Below are 19,579 nucleotides of genomic sequence, written 5' to 3'. Positions count from 1 at the left end.
TCCGGAGGTTCGATGCCCGCGCTCTACATCATGATTCCGGTGGCCCTGCTGATCGTGGCGGTGGCGATCTATGTGTTTTTCTGGGCGGTGGACAGCGGCCAGTACGACGACATGGACAGCCCGGCTCACAGCATTCTGTTCGACGATCAGGACCCTGCGCACAAGGCCGGGGTGGATGAGGCGTCGGGCAGGGAAATGCAAACACCCGAAGAGAAGAAAATCGGGTGACTGACTGGGTTATCGCATCGCTCCCGCCGACGCCTTCGCGAGCAAGCTCGCTCCCACAAGTCCCCGGCACGGCAGAATTTTGTGACTCTACGCAAATCCACTGTGGGAGCGAGCTTGCTCGCGAATACGTCGGAACATTCACCCGCAAAACCCTGGACCACCCCCATGCCTGACCTCCTCCCCCAACTCCTCTCGGCCCTGATCCTCGGCCTGCTTGGCGGCGGGCATTGCCTGGGCATGTGCGGCGGGTTGATGGGCGCGCTGACCATGGCGATCCCCCAGGAGCAACGCAGCCGCAGATTCCGCCTGCTGCTGGCCTACAACCTGGGGCGCATTTTCAGCTATGCCTGCGCCGGGCTTTTGATCGGTCTGGCCGGCTGGGCGGTGGCCAACAGCCCCGGCGCCATGCTGCTGCGGGTGGTCGCGGCGCTGCTGTTGATCTGCATGGGCCTGTATCTGGCGGGCTGGTGGAGCGGCCTGACGCGCATCGAAGGGCTCGGGCGCTGGCTGTGGCGCTACATCCAGCCGTTCGCCAGCCGCCTGCTGCCGGTGTCGAGCCTGCCTCGCGCGCTGTTGCTGGGCACCTTGTGGGGCTGGCTGCCGTGCGGGTTGGTCTACAGCACGCTGCTGTGGGCCGCGAGCCAGGGCAATGCGCTGCACAGTGGGTTGCTGATGCTGGCGTTCGGGGTCGGCACCTGGCCGGTGCTGATCGCCACAGGGCTGGCGGCTGAACGCACCACGGCGCTGCTGCGCAAACGCGGGGTTCGGGTGGCGGGCGGTTTGTTGGTGATTCTGTTCGGGCTATGGACGCTGCCGGGGCCCCACCAGCACTGGCTGATGGGGCACTGAACGGCGATCACTCGTAGCGCAGCGCCTGGGCCGGCTCGATCTGCGAAGCACGGTACGCCGGGTAGATGGTCGCGAGGAAGCTGAGGATCAGCCCCGCCGCGCAGATCATCACCACGTCGCTGCCTTCCAGTTGCGAAGGCAGGTTGCTGATGAAATACACGTCCGAGGTGAAGATGTGCTGCCCGGTGACGCGCTCGATCCAGCCCACCAGCTGGCTGACGTTGATCGCCGCGATCACCCCCAGCACGCCGCCGATGATGGTGCCAACCACGCCGATCACCGTGCCCTGCACCATGAAGATGGTCATGATCTGCCGGGGCGTCGCGCCGATGGTGCGCAGGATCGCGATGTCGGCGCCCTTGTCGTTCACCACCATGATCAGCGTGGCGATGATGTTGAAGGCCGCCACCGCGACAATCATCAGCAACAGCAGGCCGATCATGGTCTTTTCCATTTTCATGGCGCTGAACAGGCTGCCCTGGGTGTGGGTCCAGTCATCGGCCTTGTAGTCCGCGCCCAGCTGGCCGGCGATGGCGCTCGAGACTTGCGGCGCGGCGTACAGGTCGGTCAGGGCCAGACGCACGCCCTGCACCTGATTGGGCTGCCAGCGCTTGATGGTGGCGGCATCGGCCACGTTCACCAGCGCCATCGAGCCGTCCAGCTCGGCACCGACCTTGAACACGCCGACCACGGTCAGGCGTTGCAGGCGCGGCGTGATGCCGCCCGGTTCGTTGCTGATTTCCGGGACGATCAGGGTGATTTTGTCGCCCACGTTCAGGCGAAAGCGTCGCGCGGTGATCTCGCCGATGACCACGCCGAACTCACCGGCCTTCAAGTCCTGCAAACGGCCCTGCACGATGTGCTGAGTGACGATGGACACTTGGGATTCCAGTGCCGGATCGACGCCATTGATTTCGATGGGCTGCATCGAGCCCTTGAACGACAGCATGCCGTCCATTTGCGTGAACGGCACTGCAGCGGTGACCTGCGGGTTCTTCAAAGCGGCATCGGCGGCCGGCTTCCAGTCGTCCAGCGGCTTGACGCCGTCGATCACCGCATGAGGGACCATGCCCAAGATGCGCGAACTCATTTCCTTCTGGAAGCCGTTCATCACCGACAGCACCACGATCATCGCCAGAACGCCTAGCGCAAGGCCGATCATCGAGGTCATCGAAATGAACGAGATGAAATGGTTGCGCCGCTTGGCCCGGGTGTAGCGCGCGCCGATAAAGAGGGATAACGGTCTGAACATGGGTGAAGCACCGTAGCTAAAAATGAAGGCCCCTCTACGGAGCCGAAAACATCACGCCTCGACCAGACGGCCTTCTTCCAGACGCCACACGCGGTCCATCTGGCGCGCCAGATTCAGGTCGTGGGTCACCACCAGAAATGCGGTGCGCGACGAGGTGCTCAGCTCCAGCATCAGGTCTTGAATGCCTTGGGCGGTGTGCGAGTCGAGGTTGCCGGTGGGCTCGTCGAGCATCACCAAACCCGGCTGGTTCACCAGTGCCCGGGCAATGGCCACCCGCTGGCGTTCGCCGCCGGACAGTTCCGCCGGCTTGTGCGCCAGGCGGTGCGACAGGCCCACCCGTTCCAGCAATGCCGTAGCGCGCTGGCGGGCTTCGGGGATCGGCGTCTTGCCGATCAGCAGCGGCATGCAGACGTTTTCCAGCGCCGTGAACTCCGGCAGCAGGTGGTGAAACTGATAGACGAAGCCCAGCGCGCGGTTGCGCAGCAGGCCGCGGGCTTTCTCGTTCAGCGCAGACAGCTCTTCACCGGCCAGCCAGACGCTGCCTTCGGTGGGCGTGTCCAGGCCGCCCAGCAGGTTGAGCAAGGTGCTTTTGCCCGAGCCGGAACTGCCGACGATCGCCACGCGCTCGCCCGGGTGCAACTCCAGCTGCAGACCGGACAGCACCACCACCGATTCCGGGCCTTCCTCGTAGGACTTGCCCAGGTTGCGGCAACTCAGAACAGCTTTATCACTCATGCCCGACTCACTCATAACGTAGCGCCTCTGCCGGCTGGGTGCGCGCGGCACGCCAGGCTGGATACAGGGTGGCGAGGAAACTCAGGACCAGCGCCGCGCCGCACACCAGCAGCACGTCTTCGGTCATCAATTGCGATGGCAGATAGTCGATGAAATAGACATCCGAATTGAGAAACTTGTGGCCGATCAGGCCTTCGAGGGCCGAGATCGCAGCGCTGACATTGAGCGCCGCGAGGATGCCGACACCGGCACCGACCAGCGTGCCGACCACGCCGATCACCGTGCCCTGGACCATGAAGATGCGCATGATCTGCCCCGGCGTCGCGCCCAGCGTACGCAGGATCGCGATGTCGCCGCGCTTGTCGTTGACCACCATCACCAGCGTGGAAATGATGTTGAACGCCGCCACCGCCACGATCAGCAACAGCAGCAGGCCGATGATGGATTTCTCCATGCCAATGGCCTGATACAGGTTGCCGTGGGTGCGGGTCCAGTCGCGGGAGTAGTACTGGTGATCGCCCAGGTTCTGGGCGATTTCATAGGCGGTGCGCGGCGCCTTGAACAGGTCAGTGAACTTCAGGCGCAGGCCCTGCACCTGATCCGGCTTCCAGCGCTGCAGCCGGGCCAGGTCCTGCAGGTTGGTCACGCCCAGATAGCCGTCCAGCTCACCGGCGCCGACGTGGAAGATACCGACCACGGTGAAGCGCTTCATGCGCGGAAACATGCCCGCCGGGGTCACGGTGACTTCAGGCGACACGAAGGTCACCTTGTCGCCGATCTTCACCCCCAGCTTGGTCGCGGCCTTGTCGCCGATGACCACGCCAAAGCCGCCGGGCGCCAAATCATCCAGGCTGCCCTGCTTCATGAAGCCGTCGATAATTGAAACCTTGCGCTCCAACGCCGGGTCGATGGCATTGAGCAGGATTTTCTGCACGTTGCCATTGTTGGTCAGAAGGCCCTGCATCTGGGTGAAGGGAGCGATGGCCTCGACCTGCGGGTTTTGTTTGACCCGGGCGGCCAGGCTCTGCCAGTCGCTGATTGGCTCGCCGGATTCGATGGTGGCGTGGGGCACCATGCCGAGAACGCGGGTGCGCATCTCGTGATCGAAACCGTTCATGACCGATAACACGACTATCATCACCACTACGCCGAGGGCGAGCCCGATCATCGACGTCAGGGAAATGAAGGAGACAAAATGGTTACGGCGTTTTGCACGGGTGTAACGCGTGCCGATAAATACAAAAAGAGGTCTGAACATGTAAGGGCTTGTTCAAGGGAATGGGAACGTCCTTGTGGCGGGCCTGGGCCTGCGGCTTTACACTCGATTCACCGTCGCGATTCAAGCGCAATCACTCTGACAACCGCCGCTACCATGGGTTCGCCATGCCGACATTAGATGAAGAAGAACGCCGCGAATACTACCGTATCGAGGACAGCGTCGCACTGGAAATTCAACGCATTCCAGCCTCCGGCGCCCTGGACGAGCACGCCCACAACGAGAGTGCCACGCTGTTCGATCTGTTGAGCGAACTGCACGTTGCCGAGTTCGAATCCCAGCACTTGCTGCGCCAGCTCGATGACCGTGACCGCACCACCAACAGCTTTCTGCGGGCCATGAGCAAGCGCATCGACCTGCTCGGCCAGGTGGTCGCCCAGACCGTACTGGGCAAGCTGGGCGCGCCGCAGAAAGTGATCATGTCCGAGGGCGGCCTGCAGTTCGAATCCCACCGCCCCTTCCCCGTCGACACCCTGCTGTCGGTGAAGATGGTGTTGATGCCACAAGCGTCGGGCATGATGCTGCGGGCCAAGGTCACCCAGTGCCACGCGCGAACCATCGGCGATTTCGAAGTGGGCACCGAATGGGTCGACCTCTCCGACGCCCAGCGCCAGTTGCTCGCCCGCCATATCCTGCAACGCCAGGCTGCCCAACGACGGCAGGCTCGCGAACAGAACAACCCTGATTCAGCCTGAATTTCTGCCTTTAGCGCGTTATCAAAGGAGCATTTGTGACCTTAATCTACGGCCACCGCGGCGCCAAAGGCGAAGCACCGGAAAACACCCTGACCAGCTTTCAGGAATGCCTCAAACACGGGGTCAAGCGTTGCGAACTGGACCTGCACCTGTCCCGCGACGGCGACTTGATGGTGATCCACGACCCGACCCTCAAACGCACCACCGACCGGCGCGGCAAGGTGGTCGAGCACGATGCCGCCGACCTTGTGACGTACGACGCGCGCAAGGGTGGCCCGGGCTGGGTGCAGCCGTGCCCGATTCCGCGTCTGGAAGAACTGTTCGAAAAATGCGACTTCGATCACTGGCAGCTGGAAGTCAAAAGCGCCTCACGTACCCGCTCGGCGACCACTGTACTGGCGATTCGGGAAATGGCCCAGCGTCATGGCCTGCTGGACAAGGTCACCATTACCTCGAGTTCGCGAGAAGTGCTGTCGGCGGCCCAGGAGCTGGTGCCGGATGTGTCGCGCGGGCTGGTGGCCGAGTACGCCTGGCTCGACCCGTTGAAGGTCGCGCACAACTACGGCTGTGAAATCCTTGCGCTGAACTGGACGCTGTGCACGCCCGAGCGCCTGAAGAAAGCCCAGAGTCAGGGCCTGCATGTGTCGGTGTGGACAGTCAACGAGCCTGCGCTCATGCGCAGGCTCGCCGACTTCGGCGTTGACAGCCTGATTACAGACTTTCCCGGTTTGGCCAGCGCCACCCTCGGGAATGACTGAAATCGGTCTCTCCGGCCGGCTCAGGCCACCGGCCGGAGCCGCTCAAAAAAGCCGGTTGAGGCCGTCGTACGCCGCTACTCGATAGGCTTCGGCCATGGTCGGGTAGTTGAACGTGGTGTTGACGAAATACTTCAGGGTGTTGGCTTCGCCCGGCTGGTTCATGATCGCCTGGCCGATGTGCACGATCTCCGAGGCCTGGTCGCCGAAGCAGTGCACGCCCAGGATCTGCAGGGTTTCGCGGTGGAACAGGATCTTCAGCATGCCCACCGGCTCGTTGGAAATCTGCGCCCGTGCCATGCTCTTGAAGAACGCCTTGCCCACTTCGTACGGCACCTTGGCCTGGGTCAGGTCGTGCTCGTTCTGGCCGATCGAGCTGATTTCCGGAATGGTGTAGATACCGGTCGGCACGTCATTGACGAAGCGCCAGGTGCCGTTGTCCACCGCCTTGCCCGACGCCGAACGGCCCTGGTCGTAAGCGGCACTGGCCAGGCTCGGCCAGCCGATCACGTCGCCCGCGCCGTAGATGTTCGGCTTGCTGGTGCGGTATTCCTCGTCGACTTCGATCTGGCCACGGCCGTTGGCCTTGATGCCGACGTTTTCCAGGCCCAGCTTGTCGGTGTTGCCGGTCCGGCCGTTGCACCACAGCAGCGCGTCGGCCTTGACCTTCTTGCCGGACTTGAGGTGCAGGATCACGCCGTTTTCCAGGCCTTCGACGCGCTCGTATTCTTCGTTGTGGCGAACCATCACGTTGTTGTTGCTGAAGTGATAGCTCAGGCCCTGGGAGATTTCCGCATCCAGGAAGCTCAGCAGCTGGTCGCGGTTGTCGATCAGCTCGACGTCAACGCCCAAACCGCTGAAGATCGACGCGTATTCGCAACCGATCACGCCAGCACCGTAGATGATCAGTTTGCGCGGGGTGTGATTGAGGCTGAGGATGGTGTCGCTGTCGTAGATGCGCTTGTGGTTGAAGTCGATATCGGCCGGGCGATAAGGCCGCGAGCCGGTGGCGATGATGATCTGGTTGGCCACCAGATGCTCCACCACGCCGGTGTTGCAGACCACATCGACGGTGCGCTCGTCGGCGAAGCTGCCGGTGCCGAAGAACACATCGACCCGGTTGCGCGCGTAGTAGCCGGTGCGCGAGGCCACTTGCTTGTTGATGACTTTTTCGGCGCTTTTCAGCACATCGGGGAAGGAGAACCAGCGCGGCTCGCCGATGGCGCGGAACATGGGGTTGGTGTTGAACTGGATGATCTGCTTGACCGAGTGACGCAGCGCCTTGGACGGGATCGTGCCCAGGTGGGTGCAGTTACCGCCGACCTGGCGGCGGCTGTCAACCATCGCCACCTTGCGCCCAGCCTTGGCGGCGTTCATTGCCGCGCCTTCTCCCGCTGGACCTGAACCCAGCACCACTACGTCGTAGTTGTAGACAGCCATGCGTACTCCTCAGAACAGGCCGAAACGCCACGATGGCGTCTGCGGCTAAGTCATGCCGTCACGTGCGGCATGAAGAATCGAAACTCGCGGCGCAGTCTAAACGCCAGACGAGGCAACCACCATTAACCCTTGGTCGCGTCACAGGCCTGTTCGGCCAGCGTCGTCTGGCATTCGCATTACCGCGGGACGCCGTCGAGCGCCCGATTGTTGCGGATGATAAAGCCGTTATCGTTACGAATCACAAAAAATGCAGCATTTTTGTATTCAGCGGCCCGACAGCGCCATTTTTATCACCCTGGATCAGCCATCACCCCCGGTGCCTGAGGTGCCACGTTCAAGAACAACCTTTGCGCGACATCTTTGCCGATGACACTGCGGTAAACATTGATGACACCCTTGTTGTCGGTGGCCGCCTTGACTTGTGCCTTGTACCCGATAAACCGCTGCTCGGGCATTTTCAGGTGAGCGGCTGTGTAGGCGGTGGCGGGAGCGCCCTCACTGGCGTAATGAAAGTGCGCCCACCACAGGACACGAGAGTCCTTGCCACGGATGACATATTCCTGAAGAAAATCATCGCGTTTCTTCCCGGACATGTTCTTGCGACCTTCGAAGCTGGCGATACTGATCTCCCGCTCTGTCGCCAGATAGTCAAGACGCGCGCCAGTCGGGGGTTGTGACTTGATCAGGCTGATTCTCAGCGTCCGGCCCTCCTCTACCATTCCCTGTGCTGCCTGACGCAGGCTGGCAATCAGCGCCTGAGTCGAGCCGGGGAGATTGTTTGAATCATCGCTCTTCTGGGCCGTTTCGCTGCGATCGACCGCGAGTTTGTCCGCCAGTACCTGAAGCTTGTCCGCCTTGTGCACCAGCATGTCCTGCACATCCGCAGGCTCCACACCACGGCCGGACTGGCGCCGGATAGCATTGATGTCCGCTTCGACTCGGCCAAGGGCGGCGTTGGCCTGGGATTTCAGCTGCGTCAGGGTCACGACGCTTTCGCCTTTCGCCACCTTTGCCGGCGCGAGCGTCTCGACCTCGACCCACTCACCATTGTCGTGCATATGGTAGGTGCTGATGACTTTTGCATCCCTGGCGTCGATCACATCGACCACCGCCCCCGACAGTTCAGGCTCCCCCTCCCTGAGCTTCCCGACCAGCGTGCGATGGCCCCGGGTCTTGAAGATGCGTCTACGCGCCTGTTTCACCTTCGGCACGTATTCCGGGTAGGACTGCGAGGGCTCGGCGCTCTCTCTGATCAGATCGGACAGCCTGGTTTCTGCACGCTCCGTGAGCCAGGCCAGGTCTTCGAGAAAACGTTCGAAATACTCCGTGACAAGCGTCTGCGCATGGCTCTCTTTTGCGCTCGCAGCCACTAACGAACACCTCTCATACTCGCGCAATGAGCTTTCCAGCACGCTGATCTGATCAGCTGGCGCGTAGTCATTGGGCTTTTCCAGTTCCGCCTGTGAACTGAATGCCGCATGCAGACGCTCATCCATGCGCAAGCCCTTGAGCGCCTGATCACCGTAACCCGCGAGAATGTCGCTTCGGGTAAAACTGAGCTCAAGCAACGACCACATCCGGTAGATGCGCCACTCCAGATGATGCAACAGATTATGGTTCTGCAGGTCGGTCTGCTCTGATCGCCAGAGATTCTCGCCAACTTTGGGCACTTCTCTGAGCCGCTGCATATATTGCTCGCGCGATGCCGACCAGTCCGCGCCCTTGTCCTGGATGTCGAGCAGGTCCTCGAACATCTGCAGATAAGCGTCGATATTGCTTGCCTTGACGATCCCCTCGGCTGATTCATGCAACTGTGGCAGTCGAGAATTGACCGTGTGAGTGGCCTTGTTGAGCAAGACCCCTTCTACAAACCCCATGCGCCGGGTCAGCCCTTGATACGCCGTCGCGACCACTTTTTCGCTGGCACGATCAGCAGCACGCAGACTCTGCTGAAGTTGTCCGTTCTCCTCGATGATCGCGCACAGCGCCTTCAGATCGATCTCCATCAGTCCAATGGTTTGCGCGTCGAATGGCGCCTGTCCTCTTCTGAGCGTTTTGTCCCACTCGGTGAAGCGAGCGTAAATCCGGTCTTCGCTCTGCTGGAGGTTGGCGCTACGCTCCTGAACACGCTTGAGCGTGGCAGCGTTCTCCAGCGCCAGCTGGCGCAAACTGCGCTTTTTGGGGCCACCACCCAGAAGCCGCAGCGACAGGTCCAGACTCCAGCCTTGATCTCCCTTGCGCAACTGCGGCCCCGGAGACGCAGGACGTTGAGGGTCGACGATACACACTCCCTCATCCGTGAAGCTGACCTCAAAGATCCCTTCACCGAACCCGATGCTTACGGCATCGGCGCCGAGAAACTCCAGCTTCACCAGCCATTGCTTCTCATGCAGGTACAATCCTTCCCTGCCGGGTTGAACAGACGCATCCTTGAGAACAGGCTCGGGCGACATCCTCATGCCAGCCAGCTTCGTGGCCTGTTTTACCGTCAGGTGACGTTGCGAGCTCGCCCAGGAAAATTCAAGCGATGCCAGGTGCTCGCCCTGCGCAGGAGTAGGAAAAATGTCAATCTGAAGGGGCGGGTCCACCACAACAGTCGCTGGCACATCCGGCACCGAGGCCGGGGCCGGCTCACCCTCACTTGCCACCACCGATGTTTCTGTCGGCTCAGGTGTTGCCGGACGATCAGGCGACACCAGGCCTCGCGGGAATCCCTGGTGGAGCAGGATCATGGAGATCGTCAGTAACAGGCTGTTCCATGCCTCGGCACGATCACGACCGGTCTTGCGCCTTTCGGCAACCAGCACGTGATCGACTGCCAGCATCATTTGCATCAACCACACCGCATTGGCCACCGCTCCGCTCAGAAACGGCATGACGACATCCAGAGCCAGCCAGCCACCGCGCTGAAACATGGCCCAGCGGCTCTCGGCATTGGTCACCGACTCACGATCGGCCAGGTCTACCAGTGCCTGGGCATTGGCATCAAAAAAGGTCTGCATAGGATCGTCCTGAAGCCAGTCCGACTCCAGTTGTGCGGGGGCCGGGGTTTCAATTGGCGCGAAATCAGACCCCACACCAAAGCGGGTGATGTGCGGCTGATCGAAGCCATTGTTGGCGTAACGCTGGCGCGCTGCGTCGGACATCCAGACAAGCACGTCATCTTGCAGATCCCCGGGCTTGGCGATGGCGTCGCGCAATTGCTGCCAGGAAGAAAATTCGGTCAGTGGTGTTTCGGCGAACGGTCGATACAGGATGAACGGGCCGTTCTGCGGATCGGCATCGCCCATGATGAACATGTTGCCAACCGGATCAGCCGTATACCCCGGCGCGGCCACCCAGGCCAGCGGACGCAGGACGGGGCCACCATCAGACGGCAAGGTCGTGTTGTCGGGGTCGAGCAATGCGCAGACGCAACGATACCCGGCCTGGGTCAGATTGCCCTGACCGCGGATTTTCTGTTCGAGCGCCTTGAGCGGCAACTGCACGCTCAACTGATCGGCAAACAGGGTCTGGCGCCGCGCGGCCTCCACCTGATCGGTAATCAGATAACGCCGTACCAGCGCTGGATAAGCGCACCCCAGATCCAGCCGGACCATCAGCGACTTCAGATACTCAGGCGTCAGCCAGACCGGGATAGGGCCTCCATCCCTGATCGACAGCGTAATCGTACCGTTAGGCAGGCTTGCAAGATTCCCCAGCGCGAAGGTGGCAACGCTCATGCTGACCTTTTCCACAGTACCGGTCGCGATGATTTGTCCGGTGGACGGCACCGCAGCAGCCACAACCTTGGCGATGTGCACCGTCACATCGTCGAGCGTCAACCCGTTGGCGTCGGGATGGTCTTCCAGCAAGCCATCCTGCAGCGCCTTTCTGGCGTAGTCGAGGAGGGGCGGCAGATCGTCATTCCAGGATTGACCCGCAGCGCGCACGGACGCGATCGCCAGCCTCTCCATCCGCCGACTGTAATCCAGACGCTCGGCGGCAGAAGCCGTTTGCAGCCAGCCGGGAAGCTGATCCATCCGGGTCAGATCAGTGCCTGATCCTGCACTCTTGCTGCCCTTGAACAGCGGAGTAATGTCGGTGACTTGCGCCAGATACCCTTCTATTTCGTCAAAATCGTCGCGTTCCAGCGAACGCAATGACTCGATGGCCGACAGTTGCGCTCGTAACACGTTGAGCGCCTTTTTTTCAAAATACGGGTCGACGACAGCCGTTACCGCAACATCGCCGCGCACGGTTGAACCCAGCTTCTGTCGCTCGAGGGCCAGGGCCAGTTGTTCCCAAGGGCTCCTGCCGCTCTTGTCCGGTGTGCTCCAGAACTCTACCAATGCCTTCATGTAGGCGTGGGAAAGGCCCAGCGCCACGCTATCTACAGAAATGGCCAGTGACGCCATGTCGACGTTCACCGCGACCGGAGCCGATGCTTTGGGATCGGCCACCAGCGTGTTCTGATCATCGGTCCAGACCGTGGTCCTGCCCGAAGCGAAGCTGGCATGCAACCAGGCCGACAATGTCCGCCCCTTGATCCGGCCCGGTTGTTCGGTCTGGATCGGGCTTGCCTGGGTAACAATCGCGACATCCGGGTCGATCGTCAGCGACGGGTATTGCGATTTCATTTCGTTCGTCATGAGTGTCGAGGCAACAGACGACAGTGACGGACGCCGCGAAAACGTCTCGATCAATTCAAATTGCTTGTCCATGGTGGGTTTGACTCGCCTATAAGTCCGTTTTTCGGATTGGCTGAGATACAGCCGAAAATTTCAGGCGAGTTAACGGCAGATCGATAGGCGCTGTGACATAAACAAATATTGCGGTTATCAGATCACCGGTTGTGAACGAGCGGCGCCGGCCCGAGTCTTCTGATTGCCATCTGCTACTTTTACACATATCGTTACAAATCTGTTCCGTTCGAGACCAGGCTCGAACGGTGCAGCAGAGGACGCATAAATACAACGGATCCCCCCAGCTAGACAGCCTAAGTGAGTAATTTCAAATGGCCTCGAACACAGGCAAAGGCAAGGCGATTTTTCGCGTTGTCAGTGGCAACTTCCTTGAAATGTTTGACTTTATGGTCTATGGCTTCTACGCCACTGCCATCGCCAAAGCATTCTTCCCGGCAGACAGCGAATTCGCCTCGCTGATGCTCTCGCTGGCCACCTTCGGTGCCGGCTTCCTGATGCGTCCCTTGGGCGCGATTTTCCTCGGTGCCTACATCGACCATCACGGTCGCAAGAAAGGATTAATCATTACCCTGGCGCTGATGGCCATGGGCACCCTGCTGATCGCCTTCGTCCCCGGCTACGCCACCCTCGGCGTTGCCGCGCCGCTGCTGGTGCTGATTGGTCGCCTGCTGCAAGGCTTCTCGGCCGGCGTGGAACTGGGCGGTGTGTCGGTGTATCTGGCCGAAATCTCGACCCCGGGCCGCAAGGGCTTTTTCGTCAGCTGGCAATCGGCTAGCCAACAGGCTGCGGTGGTGTTCGCGGGCCTCTTGGGTGTCGGCCTGAACCACTGGCTCACCCCTGAAGACATGAGCCAATGGGGCTGGCGCGTGCCGTTCCTGGTGGGCTGCATGATCGTGCCGGCGATTTTCATCATCCGCCGCTCGCTGGAAGAAACCCCTGAATTCGAAGCCCGCGCGCGCAAGCATCGTCCGACCATGAGCGAGGTGATGAAGTCAATCGGCTCCAACTTCGGCATCGTCGTCGCCGGCATGGCGCTGGTGGTCATGACCACTGTGTCGTTCTATCTGATCACGGCCTACACGCCGACCTTCGGCAAGAACGAGCTGCACCTGTCCGACCTGGACAGCCTGCTGGTGACCGTGTGCGTGGGGATTTCGAACTTCATCTGGCTGCCAGTGATGGGCGCGCTGTCCGACAAGATCGGCCGCAAGCCGCTGCTGTTGGCGGCGACCATTCTGGCGATCATCACGGCCTATCCTGCGCTGTCCTGGCTGACGGCCAACCCGAGCTTCGGCAATCTGTTGATGGTGGAGCTGTGGCTGTCGTTCCTGTATGGCTCGTATAACGGTGCGATGGTGGTTTCGTTGACCGAGATCATGCCGGTCGAGGTGCGCACCACCGGTTTCTCGCTGGCCTATAGCCTGGCGACGGCGACCTTTGGTGGTTTCACGCCAGCGGCCTGTACTTATCTGATCCATGAGCTGAACAACAAGGCAGCGCCTGGGATCTGGCTGAGTGGCGCGGCGGTGCTGGGGCTGATTGCTACGCTGGTGTTGTTCCGTAAGGGCCCGCAGGGTGTGCATGGGGCGGCTACGGCTGGTTGATTTCGCTGTACGATTCGAGCCGCACGCAAGACCAAACGCCCCGACAGTGATCGGGGCGTTTTTGTTTCAGGAGCTGGTCTGTTTTGACTTCGTTGAATCAGGATCAAGATCAAGATCAAGAGCGCTCTTCCTAACGTCAGATCTGTTTCGACTTCGTCGAGTTACTTGGAAAAGACCCCCAAGTAACCAAGGGGTCTTGCTCCTGGTTTGGGTCCTCCTTCGTCGGACTACCTTCACTCCGGTCTCGCTCCGTGGGCCCGGCGCGAACGGGCCATCCATGGCCCCGCGCCTCGCGCGGCATCCTGCCGCTTGGCCCACTGCGCGAGACCTCCGTTCAGCCTGCACCCAAGTCGCGTTTTGTGGCGCCTGTGAGATTTGCGCACGAAGATCAAAAGCATCTGATGGTTCCCACGCTCCGCGTGGTAACCCATTGCGTGACGCTCCGCGTCACCGGACGCGGAGCGTCCATATGCGGCATTCCCACGCGGAGCGTGGGAACGATCAAAATTGTGGGAGGGAGCGAAGCTCGCGATGCTGTTGCTGTTGTTGCTGTTGATCTTCATGCATCGCCAGTCCAGACACCACAAAACGCGACTTGGGTGCAGGCCGAACGGAGGTCTCGCGGAGTGGGTCGAGCCGCATGGATGCGGCGAGAGGCGCGTGGGCCATGGATGGCCCATTCGCGCCGGGCCCACGGAGCGGGACCGGAGAGAGGGGACCCGACGAAGTCGGGCCAAACCAGGAGCAGGACCCCTTGGTTACTTGGGGGTCTTTTCCAAGTAACTCGACGAAGTCGAAACAGGTCTGGCGTTAGCCAGAACAACTCAGCGTCACCGCCGAAAACGATAAACACGCAACATCCAAAACCACCACAAACAAAAACGCCCCGACTGAATGTCGGGGCGTTCTCGTCTTGCTTCACCTTACGGCTGGCAAATCACTTCGGGAAAGCAGGCGGATTGACCCCGGCCATGTCTTCCATCACGCGAACCACCTGGCAGCTGTAACCGAACTCGTTGTCGTACCAGACGTACAGCACAACACGGTTATCCATGCAGATAGTCGCTTCAGCATCGACCACACCCGCGTGACGCGAACCCACGAAGTCAGTGGACACCACTTCCTGCGAATTCACGAAATCGATCTGCTTGTGCAGGTCCGAATACAGCGCGGTTTCACGCAGGTATTCGTTGATCTCTTCGCGAGAAGTCGCAGTACCCAGGTTCAGGTTCAGGATCGCCATCGAAACGTTTGGCGTTGGCACGCGGATCGCGTTGCCGGTCAGCTTGCCGGCCAGCTCAGGCAGTGCCTTAGCAGCGGCAGTGGCAGCGCCGGTTTCGGTGATGACCATGTTCAGCGCAGCGCTGCGGCCACGGCGATCGCCCTTGTGGAAGTTGTCGATCAGGTTCTGGTCGTTGGTGTACGAGTGAACGGTTTCAACGTGGCCGTTGACAATACCGAACTTGTCGTTGACCGCCTTCAGCACCGGCACGATGGCGTTGGTGGTGCAGGACGCCGCCGAGATGATCTTGTCATCGGCGGTGATCTGCTGGTGGTTGATGCCGTGAACGATGTTCTTCAGCTTGCCCTTGCCCGGTGCGGTCAGTACCACGCGGTCGATGCCGGCGCACTGCAGGTGCTGGCCCAGGCCGTCGGCGTCACGCCATACACCGGTGTTGTCGACCAGCAGCGCGTCCTTGATACCGTACTGGGTGTAGTCCACCTCGGTAGGGTTCTTGGCGTAGATCACCTGGATCAGGTTGCCATTGGCGGTGATGGTGTTGTTGGCTTCGTCGATGGTGATGGTGCCGTCGAACGGGCCGTGCACCGAGTCACGACGCAGCAGGCTGGCGCGCTTCATCAGGTCGTTTTCCGAACCCTTGCGCACGACGATGGCGCGCAGGCGCAGGCCGTCGCCACCACCGGTCTTCTCGATCAGGATGCGGGCCAGCAGACGACCGATACGGCCGAAACCGTACAGCACGACGTCAGTGCCCTTGCGCGCGGCGGAGTTCTGCTGGCCAACGATGTCGGCCATTTCCTCGCGAACGAACTGCTCGGCGGTGCGGCCGTTGGCTTCGGCCTTGTATTTGACGGCCAGCTTGCCCAGGTCCACCGAAGCGGCGCCCAGTTTAAGCTCGCTCATCGCCTTGATGAGCGGGAAAGTCTCGTGTACGGACAATTCGGTCGCGTCAGCCTGACGGTGACGGGCAAAGCGGTGCGCCTTGAGAATTGCGATGACGGAACGATTGATCAGAGTGCGGCCATAGATCGAACTCACCACATTGTTGTTGCGGTAGAGCTGACCGATAAGCGGGATCATCGCCTCGGCGAGCGCTTCACGATCGATCCATTCACCAAGACACTGGTCGGGCTTCTGAGTCACGGGAACCTTCCACATGTAGGGGCTGAAAAAAGGGACTACATTATGCCCAAGCCTTTGTTTATGAGCAATCCGGAGTTTTCACCTGACCCGGCACTACATAATTTGCGACCGACAAAGGCGAGCACAAGACTGACACCGGATTCCCGATTTAGTTACAATCCAAGGCTTTGCCGCAACGCCTGGAGCTCAACCTTCCGTGCCCGTCCTGCGCCTGCCGATTCTTCCTGCCGCCACTGGCAAACAACATTGGGGCAACCTGCCCGGTGCCGCCCAAAGCCTGGCCATCGCCGAGGCCGCCAGCGCCGCGAAACGCTTCACCCTGCTTTTGACCGCCGACAGCCAGAGCGCCGAGCGGCTGGAGCAGGAACTGAAGTTTTTCGCCCCCGATCTGCCGGTGCTGCATTTCCCTGACTGGGAAACCCTGCCCTACGACCTGTTCTCGCCCCATCAGGACATCATTTCCCAGCGCATCGCCAGCCTGTACCGGCTGCCTGAGCTGGAACACGGTGTGCTGGTGGTGCCGATCACCACCGCCCTGCACCGCCTGGCGCCGACCAAGTTCCTGCTCGGCAGCAGCCTGGTGCTGGACGTCGGCCAGAAGCTGGACGTCGAACTGATGCGCACCCGGCTCGAAGCCAGCGGCTATCGCTACGTCGACACGGTGTACGAGCACGGCGAATTCACCGTGCGCGGCGCGCTGATCGACCTGTTTCCGATGGGCAGCAAACTGCCCTACCGGATCGACCTGTTCGACGACGAAATCGAAACCCTGCGCACCTTCGAGCCGGAAACCCAGCGCTCCATCGACAAGGTCGATTCGGTGCGCCTGCTGCCGGCCAAGGAATTCCCGCTGCAGAAGGAAGCGGTCACCCGCTTCAAGGCGCGCTTTCGCGAGCGCTTCGACGTCGACTTCCGCCGCAGCCCGATCTTTCAGGATCTGAACAGCGGCATCACCCCGGCGGGTATCGAGTACTACATTCCGCTGTTCTTCGAAGAAACCTCGACCCTGTTCGACTACCTGCCCCAGGACACCCAGGTGTTTTCCCTGCCGGGCATCGAGCAGGCCGCCGAAACCTTCTGGAAGGACGTGCGCAACCGCTATGAAGAACGCCGCATCGACCCGGATCGTCCGCTGCTGCCGCCCGACGAGCTGTTCCTGCCGGTGGAAGACTGCTTCGCCCGCCTGAAAAGCTGGCCGCGCATCGTCGCCAGCCAGGACGACGTCGACACCGGCGTCGGTCGCGAGCGTTTTCCCGCGCGGGCGCTGCCGGAACTGGCCATCGAGGCCAAGGCCAGCCAGCCGCTGGCAGCGCTGTCGGGCTTTCTCGATGAATTCCCCGGCCGCGTGCTGTTCACCGCCGAATCGGCCGGTCGCCGCGAAGTGCTGCTTGAGCTGCTCGAACGCCTGAAACTGCGCCCGAAAACCCTGGACAGCTGGCAAGAATTCGTCGAAAGCAAGGACCGCCTGGCGATCACCATCGCGCCGCTGGACGAAGGCCTGCTGCTTGAGCAACCGGCGCTGGCGCTGATCGCCGAAAGCCCACTGTTCGGCCAGCGCGTGATGCAGCGTCGCCGGCGAGAGAAGCGCACCGACAGCCACGCCAGTGACGCGGTCATCAAGAACCTGGCCGAGCTGCGCGAAGGCGCGCCGGTGGTGCACATCGACCACGGCGTTGGGCGCTACCTGGGCCTGGCGACGCTGGAAGTGGAAAACCAGGTCGCCGAGTTCCTGATGCTGGCCTATGCCGAGGACGCCAAGCTCTACGTGCCGGTGGCCAACCTGCACCTGATCGCCCGTTACACCGGCAGCGACGACGAGCTGGCGCCGCTGCACCGGCTGGGCTCCGAAGCCTGGCAGAAAGCCAAGCGCAAGGCCGCCGAGCAGGTGCGCGATGTCGCCGCCGAACTGCTCGACATCTACGCCCGCCGCGCCGCCCGCGAAGGCTACGCGTTCGCCGATCCCAAGCTTGACTACGAAACCTTCAGCGCCGGTTTCCCGTTCGAGGAAACCCCGGACCAGCAGACCACCATCGAAGCGGTGCGCGCCGACATGCTCGCGCCCAAGCCCATGGACCGCCTGGTCTGCGGCGACGTCGGCTTCGGCAAGACCGAAGTGGCGATGCGCTCTGCGTTCATCGCCGTGCACGGCGGCAAGCAGGTGGCGATCCTGGTGCCGACCACCCTGCTCGCCCAGCAGCACTACAACAGTTTCCGCGACCGCTTCGCCGACTGGCCGGTGAAGGTCGAGGTGATGAGCCGCTTCAAGTCGGCCAAGGAAGTCAACGCCGCCGTGGCGGAGCTGGCCGAGGGCAAGATCGACATCGTCATCGGCACCCACAAGCTGTTGCAGGACGACGTCAAGATCAAGAACCTGGGCCTGGTGATCATCGACGAAGAGCACCGTTTCGGCGTGCGTCAGAAGGAACAGCTCAAGGCCCTGCGCAGCGAGGTCGACATCCTGACCCTGACCGCAACGCCGATCCCGCGCACCCTGAACATGGCCGTAGCCGGCATGCGCGACCTGTCGATCATCGCCACGCCCCCTGCGCGGCGTTTGTCGGTACGCACCTTCGTCATGGAGCAGAACAAGCCGACCGTCAAAGAGGCATTGCTGCGCGAGCTGCTGCGCGGCGGCCAGGTGTATTACCTGCACAACGACGTGAAGAGCATCGAGAAATGCGCCGCGGACCTCGCGGAACTCGTGCCCGAAGCGCGTATCGGCATCGGCCACGGGCAGATGCACGAGCGTGATCTGGAACAGGTGATGAGCGACTTCTACCACAAGCGCTTCAACGTGCTGATCGCCTCGACCATCATCGAGACCGGCATCGACGTGCCGAGCGCCAACACCATCATCATCGAGCGCGCCGACAAGTTCGGCCTGGCCCAGTTGCACCAGTTGCGCGGCCGGGTCGGGCGCAGTCACCACCAGGCCTACGCCTACCTGCTGACACCGCCGCGCAAGCAGATCACCCCGGATGCCGAAAAGCGCCTGGAGGCGATCGCCAATACTCAGGACCTGGGCGCGGGCTTCGTGCTGGCGACCAACGACCTGGAAATCCGCGGCGCGGGCGAGCTCTTGGGCGAAGGCCAGAGCGGGCAGATCCAGGCCGTGGGCTTCACCCTTTATATGGAAATGCTCGAACGCGCAGTCAAATCCATTCGCAAGGGCGAGCAGCCCAACCTTGAGCAACCGCTGGGTGGCGGCCCGGAAATCAACCTGCGTGTGCCGGGGCTGATCCCCGAGGACTATCTGCCGGACGTGCACGCGCGGCTGATTCTCTACAAACGCATCGCCAACGCCGCCGACGAGGAAGGTCTGAAAGACCTGCAAGTGGAGATGATCGACCGCTTCGGCCTGCTGCCCGAGCCGACCAAGAATCTGGTGCGCATGACCGCGCTCAAGCTTCAGGCCGAGCAATTGGGCATCAAGAAGGTCGACGGTGGGCCGCAAGGTGGACGAATCGAATTCGCCGCCGATACTCCAGTAGACCCATTGACGTTGATCAAGCTGATTCAGGGGCAACCCAAACGCTACAAGTTCGAAGGTGCCACGGTGTTCAAGTTCATGGTGCCGATGGAGCGTCCCGAGGAGCGCTTCAATACGCTGGAAGCGCTGTTCGAACGCCTGGCGTCGCCGCCTGCAAAAACAGCCCCTGGAAAATCGGCTTAAG

12 protein-coding genes are annotated in these 19,579 nt (G+C 61.5%); 6 read left to right on the top strand and 6 right to left on the bottom strand.

Annotated features, from left to right (window positions below; translation table 11 throughout):
- The first annotated feature begins 12 nt into the window (after window positions 1-12).
- A complete protein-coding gene (gene ccoS / locus AC1MEK_RS11855) occupies window positions 13-228 on the top strand; it encodes a cbb3-type cytochrome oxidase assembly protein CcoS (protein WP_480396474.1) in 216 nt (71 codons plus the stop codon).
- 165 nt (window positions 229-393) lie between these two features.
- Window positions 394-1,077 carry a sulfite exporter TauE/SafE family protein gene (locus AC1MEK_RS11850; protein ID WP_480396473.1) on the top strand — a complete coding sequence of 228 codons (684 nt, stop codon included), beginning with the start codon at window positions 394-396 and terminating at the stop codon, window positions 1,075-1,077.
- Between the two features lie 7 nt (window positions 1,078-1,084).
- Here the strand turns inward: AC1MEK_RS11850 and AC1MEK_RS11845 are convergent, their stop codons facing one another.
- Genes AC1MEK_RS11845 through AC1MEK_RS11835 form a run of 3 tightly spaced genes read right to left on the bottom strand, consistent with a single transcriptional unit; the run spans window position 1,085 to window position 4,322 of the window.
- On the bottom strand, window positions 1,085-2,329 hold the full coding sequence (locus tag AC1MEK_RS11845) for a lipoprotein-releasing ABC transporter permease subunit (RefSeq protein ID WP_480396472.1): 1,245 nt from the start codon (window positions 2,327-2,329) through the stop codon (window positions 1,085-1,087).
- Window positions 2,330-2,380: 51 nt separating this feature from the next.
- Window positions 2,381-3,064 (bottom strand): lipoprotein-releasing ABC transporter ATP-binding protein LolD, encoded by a 684-nt coding sequence (lolD, locus tag AC1MEK_RS11840; RefSeq protein ID WP_480396471.1) that lies wholly within the window; start codon window positions 3,062-3,064, stop codon window positions 2,381-2,383.
- A 7-nt stretch (window positions 3,065-3,071) separates the two neighbouring features.
- A complete protein-coding gene (locus AC1MEK_RS11835) occupies window positions 3,072-4,322 on the bottom strand; it encodes a lipoprotein-releasing ABC transporter permease subunit (RefSeq protein WP_480396470.1) in 1,251 nt (416 codons plus the stop codon).
- A gap of 125 nt (window positions 4,323-4,447) precedes the next feature.
- On the opposite strand from AC1MEK_RS11835, the gene AC1MEK_RS11830 reads away from it, so the two are divergent.
- Together AC1MEK_RS11830 and AC1MEK_RS11825 are read left to right on the top strand one after the other, a co-directional pair.
- A complete protein-coding gene (locus AC1MEK_RS11830; RefSeq protein ID WP_480396469.1) occupies window positions 4,448-5,035 on the top strand; it encodes a PilZ domain-containing protein in 588 nt (195 codons plus the stop codon).
- Between the two features lie 35 nt (window positions 5,036-5,070).
- Window positions 5,071-5,793: a glycerophosphodiester phosphodiesterase gene (locus AC1MEK_RS11825; RefSeq protein ID WP_480396468.1), complete on the top strand. Its 723-nt coding sequence runs from the start codon at window positions 5,071-5,073 to the stop codon at window positions 5,791-5,793.
- A 42-nt stretch (window positions 5,794-5,835) separates the two neighbouring features.
- On the opposite strand, the gene sthA is transcribed toward AC1MEK_RS11825, so the two are convergent.
- Both sthA and AC1MEK_RS11815 read right to left on the bottom strand, forming a co-directional pair.
- On the bottom strand, window positions 5,836-7,230 hold the full coding sequence (sthA, locus tag AC1MEK_RS11820; protein WP_480396467.1) for a Si-specific NAD(P)(+) transhydrogenase: 1,395 nt from the start codon (window positions 7,228-7,230) through the stop codon (window positions 5,836-5,838).
- A gap of 290 nt (window positions 7,231-7,520) precedes the next feature.
- Entirely contained in the window at window positions 7,521-11,933 is a 4,413-nt protein-coding gene (locus AC1MEK_RS11815; protein WP_480396466.1) for a dermonecrotic toxin domain-containing protein, read from the bottom strand.
- 293 nt (window positions 11,934-12,226) lie between these two features.
- Here AC1MEK_RS11815 and tcuC point away from each other — a divergent pair, with 293 nt between their 5' ends.
- The gene (gene tcuC / locus AC1MEK_RS11810) at window positions 12,227-13,519 is read left to right on the top strand and encodes a tricarballylate/proton symporter TcuC (protein WP_480396465.1); all 1,293 of its coding nucleotides are present in this window, start codon (window positions 12,227-12,229) and stop codon (window positions 13,517-13,519) included.
- Window positions 13,520-14,456: 937 nt separating this feature from the next.
- On the opposite strand, the gene AC1MEK_RS11805 is transcribed toward tcuC, so the two are convergent.
- Window positions 14,457-15,920, bottom strand: coding sequence for a glyceraldehyde-3-phosphate dehydrogenase (locus AC1MEK_RS11805; protein ID WP_480396464.1), 1,464 nt, complete (start codon window positions 15,918-15,920; stop codon window positions 14,457-14,459).
- A gap of 181 nt (window positions 15,921-16,101) precedes the next feature.
- Between AC1MEK_RS11805 and mfd the strand changes: the two genes are divergently transcribed.
- Entirely contained in the window at window positions 16,102-19,578 is a 3,477-nt protein-coding gene (gene mfd, locus AC1MEK_RS11800; protein WP_480396463.1) for a transcription-repair coupling factor, read from the top strand.
- Window position 19,579: the final 1 nt, after the last annotated feature.

This window comes from Pseudomonas sp. 2 (genome assembly GCF_056627435.1).
This window is presented reverse-complemented; position numbering and strand designations above follow the sequence as displayed.